Genomic DNA, 17,005 nt, shown 5'->3' on the forward strand with positions numbered 1-17,005 from the left:
GAGAACACTGCTATGAATAAATATCTGAAATATTTCAGCGGCGCCGCTATGGGCTTAATGTTATCTACCAGCGCATTTGCTGCCGCAGAATATGCAGTAGTATTAAAAACATTGAACAATCCATTCTGGGTGGATATGAAGAAAGGGATCGAAGATGAAGCAAAAACCCTGGGGGTAAGTGTTGATATTTTTGCTTCGCCGTCAGAGGGGGATTTTCAGTCTCAACTGCAGCTTTTTGAAGACTTGAGTAATAAGAAATACAAAGGCATTGCCTTTGCCCCACTCTCCTCGGTCAACCTGGTGATGCCCGTCTCACGCGCCTGGCAGAAAGGCATTTTTCTGGTCAACCTCGATGAAAAAATCGATATGGATAACCTGAAAAAAGCCGGCGGTAACGTTGAAGGTTTTGTCACGACGGATAACGTAGCCGTTGGGGCAAAAGGCGCAGGCTTTATCATTGATAAACTCGGTGTGCAGGGCGGTGAAGTCGCGATTATTGAAGGGAAAGCCGGAAATGCATCGGGAGAGGCACGCCGCAATGGCGCTACAGAAACCTTCAAAAAAGCAAGTCAAATCAAGCTCGTTGCCAGCCAACCCGCCGACTGGGATCGCATTAAAGCCCTGGATGTCGCCACCAACGTTTTGCAACGCAACCCGAATTTGAAAGCCTTCTACTGTGCAAACGATACCATGGCAATGGGCGTGGCACAGGCGGTGGCAAACGCCGGTAAAACAGGAAAAGTACTGGTCGTTGGCACGGATGGCATTCCTGAAGCACGTAAGATGGTCGATGCCGGACAAATGACCGCCACCGTCGCGCAGAACCCAGCGGATATTGGTGCTACGGGCCTGAAGTTGATGGTGGATGCGGCGAAAACCGGCAACGTGATCCCCCTAGAAAAAACGCCTGAATTCAAACTGGTTGATTCGGTTCTGGTGACGAAATAACTGATATCCGGTGCGGTCAGAAGCCCACACCCCAGCTCTCTCCCGCAGGATGAGAGGGAAAACATAAGGAGTAAACATGGTCACGCCATATATCTCAATGGCGGGGATCGGCAAATCCTTTGGTCCGGTTCACGCATTAACGTCGGTTGATTTAACTATTTATCCCCACGAGATTCATGCGTTATTAGGGGAGAATGGCGCCGGTAAATCAACCTTAATGAAAGTATTGTCGGGAATACATGAACCGACCAAAGGAACTATTACTATCAACGAGGTAAATTACGACAAGCTCGATCATAAACTGGCAGCACAGTTGGGCATTGGCATAATTTACCAGGAGCTTAGCGTTATCGATGAATTAACCGTTCTGGAGAATTTATATATTGGCCGTCATCTGACGAAAAAAGTCTGTGGCGTCAATATCATCGACTGGAAAGAGATGCGTATTCGCGGCGCAATGATGCTTTTACGCGTGGGATTGAAAGTCGATTTAGATGAAAAGGTGGCGAATTTATCCATCAGCCACAAGCAAATGCTGGAAATTGCAAAAACATTAATGCTCAACGCTAAAGCGATCATTATGGATGAGCCCACATCGTCTTTAACCAATAAAGAGGTGGATTATCTTTTCCTGATCATGAATCAATTACGTAAAGAGGGCACAGCAATTGTGTATATCTCGCATAAGCTCGCAGAAATCCGCCGCATTTGCGACCGCTTTACCGTGATGAAAGATGGAAGCAGCGTCTGCACGGGCATGGTGAGTGATGTCACAAACGACGATATTGTGCGCCTGATGGTGGGCCGCGAGTTGCAAAACCGCTTTAACGCGATGAAAGAAAGTACCGGCAACCTCGAACGCGATACCGTGTTCGAAGTGAAAAACGTCACCAGCCGGGACAAGAAAAAAGTACGTGATATCTCGTTCAGTGTGAATCGCGGTGAAATCTTTGGCTTTGCAGGACTCGTCGGCTCAGGCCGCACCGAGCTGATGGACTGCCTCTTCGGGGTGGATAAACGCGCTAGCGGTGAAATCCGTCTCAACGGTAAAACCATCTCCCCACACTCGCCGTTGGATGCGTTGAAAAAAGGGATGGCCTACATCACTGAAAGTCGTCGGGAAAACGGCTTCTTCCCCAACTTCTCTATTGCTCAGAACATGGCGGTCAGCCAAAGCCTGAAAAATGGCGGCTACAAAGGTGCCATGGGCCTGTTTCGCGAACATGAAGAGCGCAAAACTGCTGAAACGCAGCGCCAGCTGCTGGCGTTAAAGTGCCATAGCGTGGAGCAAAACATCACTGAGCTCTCCGGCGGAAACCAGCAGAAGGTGCTGATTTCCAAATGGCTGTGCTGCAACCCGGACGTCATCATTTTTGATGAACCTACCCGCGGCATCGACGTCGGCGCAAAGGCCGAAATCTACAAGGTGATGCGCCAGTTAGCTGACGAGGGCAAGGTCATCCTGATGGTGTCATCCGAGCTACCTGAAATTATCGCCGTCTGCGACCGCATCGCCGTGTTCTGCGAAGGGCGACTGACGCAAATCCTGACCAATCGCGACGACATGGGCGAAGAGGAGATTATGGCATGGGCATTACCACAAGAGTGAAACGCGATATGGACGAAAAAAAACCGTTTAATTTCGCGCTGTTCTGGGACAAGTACGGCACCTTTTTCATCCTCGCGATCATCGTTGCCATCTTTGGCACGCTGTCGTCGGAATACTTCCTGACCACCAATAACATCACTCAAATTTTTGTCCAGAGTTCGGTGACGGTGCTGATCGGGATGGGCGAGTTCTTTGCCATTCTGGTGGCAGGTATCGATCTGTCCGTCGGGGCGATTCTGGCGCTGTCCGGGATGGTGACCGCCAAGCTCATGCTGGCCGGCGTCGACCCGTTCCTGGCAGCGCTCATTGGCGGCGTGCTGGTTGGCGGTGCGTTAGGCGCGATCAACGGCTGTCTGGTCAACTGGACCGGGCTGCATCCGTTCATTATCACCCTGGGCACTAACGCCATTTTTCGCGGCATTACGCTGGTGATTTCGGATGCCAACTCGGTATACGGCTTCTCGTTCGACTTTGTAAACTTTTTTGCCGCCAATCTCTTAGGTGTTCCCGTGCCGGTGATCTTCTCGCTGGTAGTGGCGGTGATCCTCTGGTTCCTCACCACCCGTATGCGGCTGGGACGCAACATCTACGCGCTGGGCGGTAACAAGAACTCGGCGTTCTACTCCGGTATTGACGTGAAGTTTCATATCCTGGTGGTTTTCATTATCTCCGGTGTGTGTGCAGGGCTGGCAGGCGTGGTGTCAACGGCACGACTGGGGGCAGCAGAGCCGCTGGCTGGGATGGGCTTTGAAACCTACGCCATTGCCAGCGCCATTATCGGCGGAACCAGCTTCTTTGGCGGTAAAGGGCGCATCTTCTCTGTCGTGATTGGGGGGCTCATCATCGGCACCATCAATAACGGACTCAATATTTTACAAGTACAAACCTACTACCAGCTGGTGGTGATGGGCGGGTTGATTATCGCCGCTGTCGCCCTCGATAGATTGATCAGTAAGTAAGGAATTGACGATGAAAATTTCCCCCTCCCTGATGTGTATGGACCTGCTGAAATTCAAAGAGCAGATCGAATTCATAGACCAGCACGCGGACTACTTCCATATCGATATCATGGACGGTCACTTTGTGCCCAATTTGACACTATCACCGTTCTTTGTCAGCCAGGTGAAGAAGCTCGCCACCAAACCGCTGGACTGCCATCTGATGGTGACGCGCCCCCAGGACTACATTAGTCAACTGGCACAGGCCGGAGCGGATTTCATCACCCTGCATCCGGAAACGATTAACGGTCAGGCCTTCCGTCTGATTGACGAAATTCGCCGTCATGGCATGAGAGTCGGTCTGATCCTCAACCCTGAAACGCCCGTTGAAGCGATGAAATATTACATTCACAAGGCGGACAAAATTACGGTCATGACCGTCGATCCTGGCTTTGCCGGGCAGCCTTTCATTCCGGAAATGCTCGAAAAAATTGCCGAGCTGAAAGCCTGGCGCGAACGTGAAGGGCTGCGCTATGAGATTGAGATCGATGGCTCCTGCAATCAGTCCACCTACAAAAAACTGATGGCCGCCGGGGCTGATGTCTTTATCGTCGGGACGTCAGGGCTGTTCAACCACGCAGAGAATATCGACGACGCATGGCAACTGATGGCCGGACAGATTCTGTCGGCAAAGAACGAGGCCCTTCCTCATGCAAAAACAGCCTGATGTCGTCGCCGGAGTGGATATGGGCGCTACCCATATCCGTTTTTGCCTGCTTACAGCCGAGGGGGCCGTGCTGCACTGTGAAAAACACCGTACGGCAGACATTATCCGTTCAGGCGTCATGTGCGGCGTCGCAGAAATGATCGTTGCAAGGCTTCGCCACTATCAGGTTCGCTGTCGGGGTCTGGTGATGGGTTTTCCTGCGCTGGTCGGCAAAGACAAACGCACCATTATCTCGACACCAAACCTGCCATTACAGGCAACAGACCAACGGGACCTGGCGGGTAAACTGGCGGACGCGCTGGGATGCCCGGTCGAATTCTACCGTGACGTTAACCTCCAGCTCTCTTTTGATGTTATGCAGCACAACTTGCAGCAACAGCAGGTTCTGGCAGCCTATCTCGGTACCGGCATGGGGTTCGCCATCTGGCTGAACGGCGCACCCTGGACAGGTGCACACGGGGTCGCGGGCGAGCTTGGACATATTCCGCAGGGCGATATGTCACGACATTGCGGTTGTGGTAACACAGGATGTCTGGAGACCGTCTGTTCCGGTATTGCCCTGAAACAGTGGTATGAACAACAGCCCCGTGATTACGCGATTGGCGAGATTTTTACCTCAGCGTGTCATGACCCCTTTGTCATACAGCTCTTAAATCATGCAGCCCGAGCCATTGCCACCAGCGTAAATCTCTTCGACCCGGATGCGGTGATCCTCGGCGGCGGCGTGATGGATATGGTCGATTTTCCACGCGACGCGCTGATTGCCAGAATTAAACAGCATCTGCGCCGTCCGCTGCCGTATGAGGCAGTCCGTTTCATTACAGCATCATCGTCATCCTTTAACGGTGCTCAGGGGGCGGCGACCCTGGCTCTCAGCCAGTTCCTGTCATCACCTTGCGCAACGCCTGCGCCAGCTGTACACGGGTAAAAGGCTTACGCAGTAACGCCACGTCCGGCAGTTGCGGGTTATGCGTCGGACGCAGATCCTGGCCGCTGATCAGCAACACCGGAAGCTGCGGATAATGGCTGCGCACATGGTTGATCACCTCGGCACCGCTGAGGTTGCCGGGCAGCATTAAATCGCTAATAAACATGCCAATATCCGGTGACGCGTCCAGCATCTTCAGGGCCTGTTCGCCGTTGTCCGCTTCAATCGTCAGATAGCCCAGCTTATGCAGCTGCTCGCACAGGGTCTGGCGGACATCGGCTTCATCTTCCAGCACCAGTACCAGGCGTTCATTTTCAACGGCAGCCGCGGCGGCCTGGGTCTCATCAGCAGAACGAACAGGCAGCGTCGAGCGTGGCAGATGCAGCCGCACGGTGGTCCCCTGCCCCGGCGCGCTTTCAATCTCCACGCGCCCACCGGACTGGCGTACAAAACCGTAGACCATCGACAGGCCTAATCCGCTACCGCTCCCGGTTTGCTTGGTCGTGAAGAACGGTTCGAAGACCCGGGATTTGACCTCCTGCGACATTCCACTTCCCCGGTCAATAACCTCCAGCGCCACCATATCCTGCCTGCGTCCGTCACTGCGGGTCACACGCTGATTCCACGTGCGGATCTTAATAACCCCCGTCTGTCCCTCCATCGCATCACGGGCGTTCATCACCATGTTAATAATGGCGTTTTCCAGCTGGCTGACGTCTATCCACGCCGGCCACGCCGGTGATTGCGCTTCAATTTCCAGCGTCAGGGTGGCCGGCAGCGAGTGGTACATCAACTCCCGCAGGTTCTCGAGCAGCGGTTTCATCTCTACCGCGTGCGGGGTCAGGGATTGCTTGCGGGAAAACGCCAGCAGGCGCTGGGTCAGCACCGCACCACGCTCGGCGGCCTTGAGTGCCCGGGTGATACGCGGGGCGTCATGTGAGTCAGGATCGGTGAGTTCCAGACTGCCAATGATCACCGCCAGCAGGTTGTTAAAGTCATGCGCCAGACCGCCCGTCAGCTGCCCGACGGCCTTCATCTTCTGGCTGTGCACCAACGCCTCTTCCAGCCCCTGACGCTCGATGCGGTCGATCTCCATCTGCGTGGTTTTTTCTTTCAGCAGGCGGGTGGTGTGGACAAGCGAGGCGGTGTTGCGGGCAAAAACGTTAAACGCTCGCGCCAGCTCACCCAGCTCATCACGACGCTGCAGCCCGGGGACGGAAACATCCTGCTCGCCGTGGGCAAGGCGCGACATCGCCCGGGAGATGGCCGTCAGGTTGGAGGCCAGATTACGGTAGATATACCAACAGGCGCACCCGGTGATGATCAGCGCCAGCACGGCGAACACGCTGATAAATACGCTGATGGAGCGCAGCTCCTGGTGACTCTGGGCAGTGCGCAGCCGGGAGGCCTGCGCCACCTGTTCAACGTACTGATTGATGTCGCTGTTTAATATCGCCACCAGCGCCTTGATGTGGAACATATACCAGCTGATCGCCAGATCGCTCTCCTCCAGCTGCGTCGAGAGCGGAACAAGCTTGTGAAGCTCGGCATTAAAATCGGGCAGGATAGCGTTCACCACGGGCTGCGTCACGCTCCGGGGCAGCGTTGCCGTCACGGCATCCAGCTGCTGAACCGTGGCGCGCGGCGAGGGCGTTTCAATAGCGGCGATGATTAGCCTGTCCATTTCCATAAGCTGTTGCGCATCCGGGACGTTGCTGGCGTAACGGCGGTTGATGTCCTGCAGATGGCGCAAATAGCTCTGGCTTTGATAGAGCGCGCTGAGAAGCGCATTACGCTCCAGATGACGCCGCTGCCCGCGCTCCAGCATGCCCGTCACGCTCTGCTGTAACTCATTACTTCTCTGAATAATTCGCGCCACCAGCGCGGGCTCCTGTTGCGCCAGTGGCGCATCGGCAAGCTGTTCCAGCGAGTGACGCAGCGCCCTCTGCGTCTGCTTCAGGCGCTCGGCTTCGCCCTTGTATTCCAGCGCGCCTACAACTTGCGAGAGCCGCACCGCCGCCGTTGCCACATTGGCGGTATCGCGGGCGAGGTTCATGCTGCCGGTCATGTCATCCAGCGTCTGCTGCTGCACCTGTTCCTGGATCTGGCTGGCATGACGAAAGCCGAGCACCGCCACGCCGCTGACCATCAGCGTCACCGCCACCACCAGCAGATTAAAAATCAGCAGGCGACCACGGGCGCTGGCAAAGAAGGGCGGACGGTGTGATGGCATACGGTAAGCTCCAGTGCAATGTGATGCCCTCACCCTGGCCCTCTCCTGCTGAGAGGGAAAAAGCGGGGAATTGTGATGTAAGTTAACTATTCATAACTATGACAAATATGAACGGCTTCTGACATTTTGCATTTACCAACCTGTGATGAAGTGCGGATATCGACATTCAAGGAGATCCGCCATGAGCAGAACCCCGGTACTGGAGATGCGCAACATTGCCAAAACGTTTGGCCATTTCCACGCGCTCAAGGGTGTGGATTTGACGGTGTACCCCGGTGAGATCCACGCGCTGATGGGGGAAAACGGCGCAGGAAAGAGTACCCTGATGAAGATCCTCGCGGGGGCCTATACCGCCACCAGCGGCGAGATCCTGATTGACGGACAGCCGTTTCACATCAAAGGGCCAAAGGATGCGCTGGCCGCGGGTATCACCCTCATTTATCAGGAGATGCAGCTTGCCCCCAATCTGACCGTCGCTGAAAACATTTTCCTGGGCAGCGAGCTGTCGCGCGCCGGGCTGGTACAGCGCAAAGAGATGGCCGCACAGGCGCAGGCGGTGATTGACCGTCTGGGCGCGCACTTCAAGGCGACCGACCTGGTAATGAGGCTAACCATCGCCGAGCAGCAGCAGGTTGAAATTGCCCGCGCGCTGCACCGCAACAGCCGCATTCTGGTGATGGATGAACCCACCGCCGCCCTCTCCTCACGTGAAACCCATCGCCTGTTCGAGCTGATACTGCGCCTGCGAGAGGAAGGAATGGCGATTATCTATATCAGCCACCGCATGGCGGAAGTGTATGAACTCTCCGATCGCGTCAGCGTGCTGCGTGACGGGCAGTACGTCGGTAGCCTGACGCGCGACAAACTGAACGCCTCTGAGCTGGTGAAGATGATGGTCGGCCGTCCGCTAAGCGATCTGTTTAACAAAGAGCGCGATATCCCGCTCGGCAGCCCGCGTCTTAATGTGCATCACCTTACCGACGGCAAGAAAGTGCTCCCCTGCAGTCTGCAGGTGCGTTCCGGAGAAATTGTCGGGCTGGCAGGTCTGGTGGGCGCCGGACGTTCCGAACTGGCGCAGCTGATCTTCGGCGCGCGCAAAGCCACGGGCGGCATGATTGAGGTCGACGGCGAACCGGTGGTGATCCACTCCCCGCGTGCCGCCATCGACAACGGGATCGGTTTTCTCACCGAGAACCGCAAAGAACAAGGGCTGTTCCTCGAGCTGGCCGCACAGGAGAACATCACCATGGCGACGCTGGAGCGCGACGCCACCTTCGGCATGCTGAACCGCAAAAAAGCACAGACCATTTCTGACGATGCGATCGCCCTGCTTAACATCCGCGTGCCGCATTCACAGGTCCGCGCGGGTGGCCTGTCCGGGGGCAATCAGCAAAAGCTGCTTATCTCCCGCTGGGTGGCCATCGGCCCACGCATTCTGATTCTGGACGAACCGACGCGCGGCGTCGACGTCGGGGCGAAAAGTGAAATCTACCGCATCATGAACCAGATGGCGCGCAAAGGCGTGGCGATCCTGATGATCTCCAGCGAGCTGCCGGAAATCGTCGGCATGAGCGACCGCGTCTATGTCATGCGTGAAGGCAGCATTGCAGGTGAACTTCACGGAGCAGAAATTTCTCAGGAAAACATCATGACGCTGGCGACCGGCGTGAACGACTCTCATCATCAGGCGGTGCAACTATGACAAATTCAACCCATCCGCAGCAGGTGGCGAAGTCCGCCTCTGCCAAAAAAATGCTGATGAGCGATCTGATGCAGACGGTCGGCATTTTGCCCATCTTGATCCTGATTGTGGCGGTATTTGGTTTTATCGCGCCTAACTTCTTTACCGAAAGTAATCTGCTCAATATCACCCGCCAGGCGTCGATCAACATCGTACTGGCCGCAGGGATGACCTTCATCATTCTGACCGGCGGGATCGACCTCTCCGTCGGCTCCATTCTGGGCACCACGGCCGTGGCGGCGATGGTGGTGTCGTTAATACCTGAGTTCGCCATGCTTTCTATTCCGGCAGCGCTCATGCTCGGCCTGGTGCTGGGTTTGTTCAACGGCGCGCTGGTGGCTTTTGCCGGGCTGCCGCCGTTTATCGTGACGCTCGGTACCTATACGGCACTGCGCGGTGCGGCTTATCTGCTGGCGGACGGTACGACCGTCATTAACTCCAACATTAACTTTGAGTGGATCGGCAATAACTACCTTGGACCCATTCCGTGGCTGGTGGTGATCGCGCTGGCGGTCATTGTGCTGTGCTGGTTTATTCTGCGTCGCACCACGCTTGGCGTTCACATTTATGCGGTTGGCGGCAACATGCAGGCGGCGCGTCTGACAGGCATTAAGGTCTGGCTGGTGCTGTTGTTTGTGTACGGCATGAGCGGGCTGCTCTCGGGCCTGGGCGGCGTGATGAGTGCCTCGCGTCTCTACAGCGCCAACGGCAACCTGGGCATGGGCTACGAGCTGGATGCGATTGCGGCGGTGATCCTCGGCGGTACCAGCTTTGTTGGCGGGATCGGCACGATCACCGGCACGCTGGTGGGGGCGCTGATCATCGCCACGCTTAACAACGGCATGACGCTGATGGGCGTCTCCTACTTCTGGCAACTGGTGATCAAAGGGGCGGTGATCATCATAGCGGTGCTGATCGACAAATACCGTACCCGACACCATCAAAGTGCATAACAACAATACCCTACAAGCGAGGAAGAGAAGATGCGTTTGAAACCGTTAGTGACCGCGCTCTGTGCTGGCGCGCTGCTTGCCGCAACGCCGTTTGCGCAGGCGAAAGATCTGAAGTCCATCGGCGTGACGGTGGGCGATCTGGCCAACCCATTCTTCGTGCAGATCACCAAAGGTGCCGAGCTGGAAGCGCGCAAACTGGCGGGGGATAACGTCAAAGTGACGCTGGTCTCCAGCGGTTACGATCTCGGCCAGCAGGTGGCGCAGATAGACAACTTTATTGCGGCCAAAGTGGACATGATCATCCTTAACGCTGCGGATTCCAAAGGGATCGGCCCGGCGGTTAAACGCGCGAAAGAGGCCGGGATCGTGGTTGTCGCGGTTGACGTCGCGGCGGAGGGGGCGGATGCCACCATCACCTCCGATAACACCCAGGCGGGGGAAATGGCCTGTAAATACATTACTGATCGCCTGAAAGGCAAAGGCAACGTGGTCATCATCAACGGGCCGCCAGTGTCCGCGGTGCAAAACCGCGTCGAAGGCTGCCAGACCGAGTTCAAAAAACATCCGGATATCAAGGTGCTCTCTGATAACCAGAACGCCAAAGGTAGCCGTGAAGGCGGTCTGGAAGTGATGACCTCACTGCTGGCGGCCAATCCGAAGATCGACGGCGTGTTCGCGATTAACGATCCGACGGCGATCGGTGCCGATCTGGCGGCAAAACAGGCCCAACGCAATGAATTCTTTATCGTTGGCGTAGACGGTAGCCCGGACGGCGAGGAAGCGCTTAAGCGTGAGAACTCCCTGTTTGTCGCGACGCCGGCTCAGGATCCGCAGGTAATGGCGGCAAAAGCGGTTGAGATCGGCTATGACATTCTGCAGGGCAAACCTGCGCCTAAAGAGCCTGTGCTGATCCCGGTGACGATGATCGATAAAAAGAACGTCGGATCCTATAAAGGGTGGACAGTGAAGTGATGTAGTGCGGTTTGATGCCCTCACCCTGATCTTCTCTTCGCGGGAGAGTTGGGGTGAGGCCTGACATAGCGTCCAGGGGGCCCCATGAAACGCTCCGAAATCAATGAAATCCTTGGCCACACGCGGCAGTTCTTCTCCATGCACGACGTGCATCTCCCTCCCTTTGCCAGTTTTCCGCCGACGAAATGGCAGCAGCTTGATCCGGCCGCCTGGCAGGAAGTGTTTGATCTCAGGCTTGGCTGGGACGTAACGGCATTCGGCGGCGACCATTTTGCCGCACAGGGGCTAACGCTCTTTACCCTGCGCAATGGCTCACCGAACGGCGTGCCCTATGAAAAGTGCTATGCCGAAAAAATCATGCACGTCCGGGATGGTCAGGTGACGCCCATGCATTTTCACTGGCGTAAACGGGAAGACATCATCAACCGTGGCGGCGGAAACCTGATCGTCGAGTTATGGAATGCCGATGCACATCAAGAACCTGAAAATACCGACGTGACCGTTACCCTCGACGGCTGTCTGCAGACCCACGCACCCGGCAGTCAGTTACGCCTGCAACCCGGGGACAGCATCTGCCTCACCCCCGGTCTGTACCACAGTTTCTGGGGTGAACGCGGTTTTGGCGACGTACTGGTGGGGGAAGTGTCATCGGTGAATGACGATGAACACGATAACCATTTTTTACAGCCCATTGCCCGCTATAACAATATCGAAGAAGACGAACCGGCGGTGCTGGTGTTGTGCAACGAGTACAACCTGTTTCGGAAATAAGGAGTAAATAATGCCATTGATTTCTCTTGCCGACGGTCTTGAGCACGCCAGGAAACACCGCTACGCGCTCGGCGCGTTTAACGTTCTCGACTCCCATTTTTTGCGCGCGCTGTTTGCTGCCGCGAAACAGGAACGCTCGCCGTTTATCATTAATATTGCGGAAGTCCACTTTAAGTATGTCTCCCTGGAGTCGCTGGTCGAAGCGGTCAGGTTTGAAGCCGCCCGTCATGATATTCCGGTGGTGCTCAACCTCGATCACGGCCTGCATTTCGAGGCGGTGGTACGTGCGCTGCGCGTAGGCTTCAGCTCCGTGATGTTTGATGGCTCCACCCTGAGCTACGAAGAAAACATTCGCCAGACGCGGGAGGTGGTGAAGATGTGCCACGCGGTTGGCGTATCGGTAGAAGCGGAGTTGGGTGCGGTAGGCGGTGACGAAGGTGGCGCGTTGTATGGCCATGCGGATGAAGCGTTGTTTACGGACCCGCTGCGGGCGCGCGAGTTTGTCGATGCCACCGGCATTGATGCGCTGGCGGTCGCCATTGGCAACGCGCACGGTAAATACAAAGGCGAGCCGAAACTCGATTTCCCTCGTCTGGACGCCATTCGCCAGCAGACCGGCCTGCCGTTGGTCTTACACGGCGGCTCCGGCATCAGCGATGCCGATTTTCGTCGCGCCATCGAACTGGGGATCCATAAAATCAACTTTTATACCGGCATGTCACAGGCCGCGCTCTCCGCCGTTGAGCAACGGATGGCAAAACGTCAGCCTCTGTACGATGAATTTGCAGAACTGTTGCTGGGCATAGAGGAGGCGATTACCGATACGGTCGCCGCGCAAATGCGCATCTTTGGCAGCGCGGGGCAGGCATAATGGAACGTAAAGGGATTATCGCCGCCGGCAATATGCTGGTGGATCACGTCCACCAGATTGTGCAATGGCCGGAGCGCGGCTGGCTGGCGGAGATTACCCACAGCGAACGTTCAACCGGCGGTGCGCCGCTGAACGTCCTGCTGACGCTGGCCAAAATGCACGTTGGCCTGCCGCTGCAGGCCGTCGGCCTGATTGGCGAAGATAGCGACGGCGATTACATCCTGGCGATGCTCGACCAGTATCACGTCAACCGCCAGCGGGTGCAGCGCACGACCTTTGCGCCAACCTCTATGTCGCAGGTTATGACCGACCCCAGCGGGCAGCGCACTTTTTTCCACTCCCCGGGCGCCAACCGTCTTCTGGATCTGCCCGCCTTCAACCGCCTCGACGGCGCGATGAAGATTTTCCATCTCGGCTACCTGTTACTGCTCGACAGCCTGGATATGCCCGATGACGAGTACGGCACCCGCAGCGCACGGCTGCTGGCCCAGATGCGCGATCAGGGGTATGAAACCTCGCTCGACCTGGTCTCGCGAAAGGGTGACCCGCGCTATCAGCCGCTGGTCCTCCCTGCCCTGCGCCATCTTGATTATCTGGTCATCAACGAACTGGAAGCCGGCGAGTTTAGCGGGCTGGAGATGCGCGACGAGAACGATGCTCCGCACATTGCCCATATCGCGGAAGCCGCCTCACAGCTTCTGGCGGCTGGCGTGCGTCAGCGGGTGGTGATCCACTGTCCGGAAGGGGCGTGGGGGTTAACACCGGACGATGAAGGGCGCTGGATCCCCTCCTGGTTGCTGGAGCGGGAAGAGATTATCGGCAGCGTCGGGGCGGGTGATGCCTTCTGCGCAGGCTTCTTATACGGCTGCCATGAAGCGTTGCCGCTGGTCGAGAGTATTTATCTGGCCCATGCCTGCGCGCGGGCAAGCCTGCTGGCTGCGAACGCCATTGATGGGGCAAAAACGCTGGCCGAGTTGCAGCTGTTTATTAAAGAGAATATTTAAGCCGCTTTCTCGCTGTGAGACACATCGGCAGCAAAGACGTAGCCCAGCCCACGGACGGTTTTAATGAGTGCGGGCTGATGCGGGTTGGCTTCGATTTTACGGCGCAGGCGCATGATCAACACATCGATTGTGCGGTCGAACACCTCGGCACTTTCGCTGTGCGTCAGCTCGAGTAGTTGTTCCCGGCTGAGCACCCGCCGGGCGTTCTGGGTGAGCGCCAGCAGCAGACCATATTCTCCCTGGGTCAACGGTACGGGATTACGTTGCGGATCGCTGAGTTCACAGCGGGAGGTATCCAGCGTCCAGCCATTGAACGTCACGCCCGCCACGCGTGGCACCGGGGTGTCTGCGGCCAGCGCCCCGGTCCGGCGAAGCACGGCTTTAACCCGGGCAACCACCACGCGCGGGTTAAACGGTTTGCCAATATAATCGTCGGCCCCCATCTCCAGCCCCACCACCACGTCTGACTCACTGCCCAGCCCGGTCAGCATCACCACCGGCAGCTCCGGACGTTGCTTTTGCAGGTGCAGTAATACCTGCAGGCCGTTGATATCCGGCAGCATCATATCCAGCAGGACAAGGGCGATGTGTGGCTCATGCTGAACCAGACTCAGCGCGTCCTGGCCGTTATGGCAGACGAGCACGCTAAAGACGTGCTCACTCAGCACATCCTGCAGCAGCTCGCAAACTGCGGTATCGTCATCAACCACCAGAATCGCCGGTTTCATCGCATGCTTCCATCAGGGGATTATGTTAAGTCTGAACTATTCTGCCGTCGGCTCCAGCCAATTTGACTTTTACATGACGGAATTACAACCCATGTCACATCCACTGCCCATTCGACACGTCAATTTTGACGATTGGCTGTTTTTCGTCAGGGTTTTGCCCCTCTGTTGGCCGTAAAGTCTGCTGATACCCACAATAAAAACATGGCATAGAAGCTGCATAGTGGGGCGTAAGCATTGATTAACTGGAGCAGACTGATGAAAAAAGTCGTCACGGTTTGCCCTTATTGTGCCTCGGGTTGCAAGATCAACCTGGTGGTCGATAACGGCAAAATCGTCCGGGCGGAGGCCGCCCAGGGGAAAACCAACCAGGGCACGCTGTGCCTGAAAGGCTACTACGGCTGGGATTTTATTAACGATACCCAAATCCTTACCCCACGCCTGAAAACCCCTATGATCCGCCGCGAGCGCGGTGGCAAGCTGGAAGCCGTCTCCTGGAGCGAGGCGCTGGATTATGTCGCCACGCGCCTGAGCGCCATCAAAGCCAAGTATGGCCCGGATGCGATCCAGACTACCGGCTCTTCACGCGGTACTGGTAATGAAACCAACTATGTAATGCAAAAATTCGCGCGCGCCGTTATTGGTACCAATAACGTCGACTGCTGCGCTCGCGTCTGACACGGCCCATCGGTTGCAGGTCTGCACCAGTCGGTCGGTAACGGCGCTATGAGTAACGCGATCAACGAGATAGATAACACCGATCTCGTGTTTATTTTTGGCTATAACCCGGCGGATTCTCACCCTATCGTCGCGAACCACGTTATTCGCGCCAAACAGAATGGGGCGAAAATCATCGTCTGCGATCCGCGCAAAATTGAAACGGCACGTATTGCGGATATGCACATTGCACTGAAAAACGGCTCGAATATCGCGCTGTTGAATGCGATGGGCCACGTCATTATTGAGGAGAATCTCTACGACCAGGCGTTCGTCGCGACCCGTACGGAAGGGTTTGACGAGTATCGGAAAATTGTCGAAGGCTACACGCCGGAGTCCGTCGAAGCGATAACCGGCGTAAGCGCGCAAGAGATCCGCCAGGCAGCGCGGATGTACGCCGGGGCGAAAACCGCGGCCATTTTGTGGGGCATGGGCGTAACCCAGTTCTATCAGGGCGTGGAAACCGTACGCTCCCTGACAAGCCTCGCGATGCTGACCGGAAATCTGGGCAAACCGCATGTGGGCGTGAACCCGGTACGTGGTCAGAATAACGTGCAGGGTGCGTGTGACATGGGCGCACTGCCGGATACCTATCCGGGCTATCAGTACGTTAAGTTCCCGGAAAATCGTGAGAAATTCGCGAAGGCCTGGGGCGTGGAGAGCCTGCCGGAACATACCGGGTATCGCATCAGCGAGCTGCCGCACCGTGCGGCGCACGGTGAAGTGCGGGCTGCCTACATTATGGGTGAAGATCCGCTGCAGACCGACGCCGAGCTGTCAGCGGTGCGTAAAGGCTTTGAGGATCTCGAACTGGTGATTGTCCAGGACATCTTTATGACCAAAACCGCGGCGGCGGCGGATGTGATTTTACCGTCAACGTCATGGGGCGAGCATGAAGGTGTTTACACGGCGGCAGACCGCGGCTTCCAGCGCTTCTTCAAAGCGGTGGAGCCGAAGTGGGATCTGAAAACCGACTGGCAGATCATCAGCGAAATCGCCACCCGCATGGGTTATCCGATGCACTACAACAACACCCAGGAAATCTGGGACGAGTTGCGCAAACTGTGTCCGGACTTCACCGGTGCCACCTATGAGAAAATGGGTGAACTGGGGTATATCCAGTGGCCGTGCCGCGATGAGTCAGAGGCCGATCAGGGCACGTCGTATCTCTTTAAAGAGAAGTTCGACACCCCGAACGGACTGGCGCAGTTCTTCACCTGCGACTGGGTCGCGCCAATCGATAAACTCACCGATGAGTATCCGATGGTGCTCTCTACCGTGCGTGAAGTGGGCCACTACTCCTGTCGCTCAATGACCGGTAACTGCGCTGCGCTGGCGGCACTGGCGGATGAACCGGGCTATGCGCAGATCAACACCGCTGACGCAGAGCGTCTGGGCATTGAAGATGAAGCCCTGATCTGGGTGCACTCGCGTAAAGGACGCATCATTACCCGTGCGCAGGTCAGCGACCGACCTAACAAAGGGGCGGTCTATATGACCTACCAGTGGTGGATTGGTGCCTGCAACGAACTGGTGACGGAGAACTTAAGCCCGATAACCAAAACGCCGGAGTATAAGTACTGCGCCGTACGCGTGGAGCCGATTGCTGACCAGCACGCCGCGGAACAGTATGTGATTGACGAATATAGCAAGCTGAAAGCCAGACTGCGTGAAAGCGCGTTGGGTTAATGCCGTTAATTAATCGATGAATAAAAGGGGGTGACTTATTCACCCCTTTTTTATTTCTTAATAAGCTATTTATATTATCAATATATATTGTGCACGCTGCCCCGCAGCAATAATGTCATTAGCACCGAAATAAATACCCGGCTTTGTATTTTAATTCAGTGAGAGAATCTCCCCCGCGA

General features: G+C 56.2%; 14 protein-coding genes. 12 read left to right on the forward strand and 2 right to left on the reverse strand.

What is annotated here, in order from left to right:
- Positions 1–12 precede the first annotated feature (12 nt).
- The 5 genes from alsB (at position 13) to alsK (ending at position 5,150) form a co-directional block, all read left to right on the forward strand.
- Entirely contained in the window at positions 13–948 is a 936-nt protein-coding gene (gene alsB / locus ACMVME_RS20040; RefSeq protein WP_014168251.1) for a D-allose transporter substrate-binding protein, read from the forward strand.
- A 76-nt stretch (positions 949–1,024) separates the two neighbouring features.
- Complete coding sequence (alsA, locus tag ACMVME_RS20045) at positions 1,025–2,557, forward strand: D-allose ABC transporter ATP-binding protein AlsA (RefSeq protein WP_014168250.1); 1,533 nt, start codon at positions 1,025–1,027, stop codon at positions 2,555–2,557.
- Complete coding sequence (alsC, locus tag ACMVME_RS20050; RefSeq protein WP_044857668.1) at positions 2,536–3,516, forward strand: D-allose ABC transporter permease; 981 nt, start codon at positions 2,536–2,538, stop codon at positions 3,514–3,516. The genes alsA and alsC overlap by 22 nt, the downstream gene beginning before the upstream one ends.
- 10 nt (positions 3,517–3,526) lie before the next feature.
- On the forward strand, positions 3,527–4,222 hold the full coding sequence (gene alsE, locus ACMVME_RS20055) for a D-allulose 6-phosphate 3-epimerase (RefSeq protein WP_020882821.1): 696 nt from the start codon (positions 3,527–3,529) through the stop codon (positions 4,220–4,222).
- Entirely contained in the window at positions 4,206–5,150 is a 945-nt protein-coding gene (alsK, locus tag ACMVME_RS20060; protein WP_068795431.1) for an allose kinase, read from the forward strand. The genes alsE and alsK overlap by 17 nt, the downstream gene beginning before the upstream one ends.
- Here the strand turns inward: alsK and ACMVME_RS20065 are convergent.
- Entirely contained in the window at positions 5,095–7,383 is a 2,289-nt protein-coding gene (locus ACMVME_RS20065) for a hybrid sensor histidine kinase/response regulator (protein WP_068795430.1), read from the reverse strand. The genes alsK and ACMVME_RS20065 overlap by 56 nt on opposite strands.
- A gap of 181 nt (positions 7,384–7,564) precedes the next feature.
- On the opposite strand from ACMVME_RS20065, the gene ACMVME_RS20070 reads away from it, so the two are divergent.
- From ACMVME_RS20070 to ACMVME_RS20095, 6 genes are all read left to right on the forward strand, one after another.
- Positions 7,565–9,085: a sugar ABC transporter ATP-binding protein gene (locus ACMVME_RS20070; RefSeq protein WP_020882824.1), complete on the forward strand. Its 1,521-nt coding sequence runs from the start codon at positions 7,565–7,567 to the stop codon at positions 9,083–9,085.
- Positions 9,082–10,077: an ABC transporter permease subunit gene (locus ACMVME_RS20075; protein WP_014168244.1), complete on the forward strand. Its 996-nt coding sequence runs from the start codon at positions 9,082–9,084 to the stop codon at positions 10,075–10,077. Before ACMVME_RS20070 ends, ACMVME_RS20075 begins: the two co-directional genes overlap by 4 nt.
- A 30-nt stretch (positions 10,078–10,107) precedes the next feature.
- Positions 10,108–11,049, forward strand: a complete 942-nt coding sequence (locus ACMVME_RS20080) for an ABC transporter substrate-binding protein (RefSeq protein WP_014168243.1) — start codon at positions 10,108–10,110, stop codon at positions 11,047–11,049.
- Positions 11,050–11,133: 84 nt separating this feature from the next.
- Positions 11,134–11,820 carry a D-lyxose/D-mannose family sugar isomerase gene (locus ACMVME_RS20085; protein WP_059306578.1) on the forward strand — a complete coding sequence of 229 codons (687 nt, stop codon included), beginning with the start codon at positions 11,134–11,136 and terminating at the stop codon, positions 11,818–11,820.
- Positions 11,821–11,830: 10 nt separating this feature from the next.
- Complete coding sequence (locus ACMVME_RS20090; RefSeq protein ID WP_025206378.1) at positions 11,831–12,691, forward strand: ketose 1,6-bisphosphate aldolase; 861 nt, start codon at positions 11,831–11,833, stop codon at positions 12,689–12,691.
- Positions 12,688–13,695 (forward strand): carbohydrate kinase family protein, encoded by a 1,008-nt coding sequence (locus ACMVME_RS20095; RefSeq protein WP_139108130.1) that lies wholly within the window; start codon positions 12,688–12,690, stop codon positions 13,693–13,695. The genes ACMVME_RS20090 and ACMVME_RS20095 overlap by 4 nt, the downstream gene beginning before the upstream one ends.
- On the opposite strand, the gene ACMVME_RS20100 is transcribed toward ACMVME_RS20095, so the two are convergent.
- Entirely contained in the window at positions 13,692–14,423 is a 732-nt protein-coding gene (locus ACMVME_RS20100; protein WP_014168239.1) for a response regulator, read from the reverse strand. The two genes, ACMVME_RS20095 and ACMVME_RS20100, sit on opposite strands and share 4 nt — an antisense overlap.
- Positions 14,424–14,678: 255 nt before the next feature.
- Here ACMVME_RS20100 and fdhF point away from each other — a divergent pair, with 255 nt between their 5' ends.
- Positions 14,679–16,826, forward strand: coding sequence for a formate dehydrogenase subunit alpha (gene fdhF, locus ACMVME_RS20105; RefSeq protein WP_078774721.1), 2,148 nt, complete (start codon positions 14,679–14,681; stop codon positions 16,824–16,826).
- The last annotated feature ends 179 nt before the right edge of the window (positions 16,827–17,005 follow it).

Source organism: Enterobacter cloacae complex sp. 2024EL-00711, assembly GCF_047529885.1.
GTDB classification, from domain to species: Bacteria; Pseudomonadota; Gammaproteobacteria; order Enterobacterales; family Enterobacteriaceae; genus Enterobacter; species Enterobacter ludwigii.

What these genes read in the sequence shown, in the direction of transcription:
- alsB (WP_014168251.1), top strand. Translation starts at nt 13, where the DNA reads ATGAATAAATATCTGAAATATTTCAGCGGCGCCGCTATGGGCTTAATG.
- alsA (WP_014168250.1), top strand. Translation starts at nt 1,025, where the DNA reads ATGGTCACGCCATATATCTCAATGGCGGGGATCGGCAAATCCTTTGGT.
- alsC (WP_044857668.1), top strand. Translation starts at nt 2,536, where the DNA reads ATGGGCATTACCACAAGAGTGAAACGCGATATGGACGAAAAAAAACCG.
- alsE (WP_020882821.1), top strand. Translation starts at nt 3,527, where the DNA reads ATGAAAATTTCCCCCTCCCTGATGTGTATGGACCTGCTGAAATTCAAA.
- alsK (WP_068795431.1), top strand. Translation starts at nt 4,206, where the DNA reads ATGCAAAAACAGCCTGATGTCGTCGCCGGAGTGGATATGGGCGCTACC.
- ACMVME_RS20065 (WP_068795430.1), bottom strand. Translation starts at nt 7,383, where the DNA reads ATGCCATCACACCGTCCGCCCTTCTTTGCCAGCGCCCGTGGTCGCCTG.
- ACMVME_RS20070 (WP_020882824.1), top strand. Translation starts at nt 7,565, where the DNA reads ATGAGCAGAACCCCGGTACTGGAGATGCGCAACATTGCCAAAACGTTT.
- ACMVME_RS20075 (WP_014168244.1), top strand. Translation starts at nt 9,082, where the DNA reads ATGACAAATTCAACCCATCCGCAGCAGGTGGCGAAGTCCGCCTCTGCC.
- ACMVME_RS20080 (WP_014168243.1), top strand. Translation starts at nt 10,108, where the DNA reads ATGCGTTTGAAACCGTTAGTGACCGCGCTCTGTGCTGGCGCGCTGCTT.
- ACMVME_RS20085 (WP_059306578.1), top strand. Translation starts at nt 11,134, where the DNA reads ATGAAACGCTCCGAAATCAATGAAATCCTTGGCCACACGCGGCAGTTC.
- ACMVME_RS20090 (WP_025206378.1), top strand. Translation starts at nt 11,831, where the DNA reads ATGCCATTGATTTCTCTTGCCGACGGTCTTGAGCACGCCAGGAAACAC.
- ACMVME_RS20100 (WP_014168239.1), bottom strand. Translation starts at nt 14,423, where the DNA reads ATGAAACCGGCGATTCTGGTGGTTGATGACGATACCGCAGTTTGCGAG.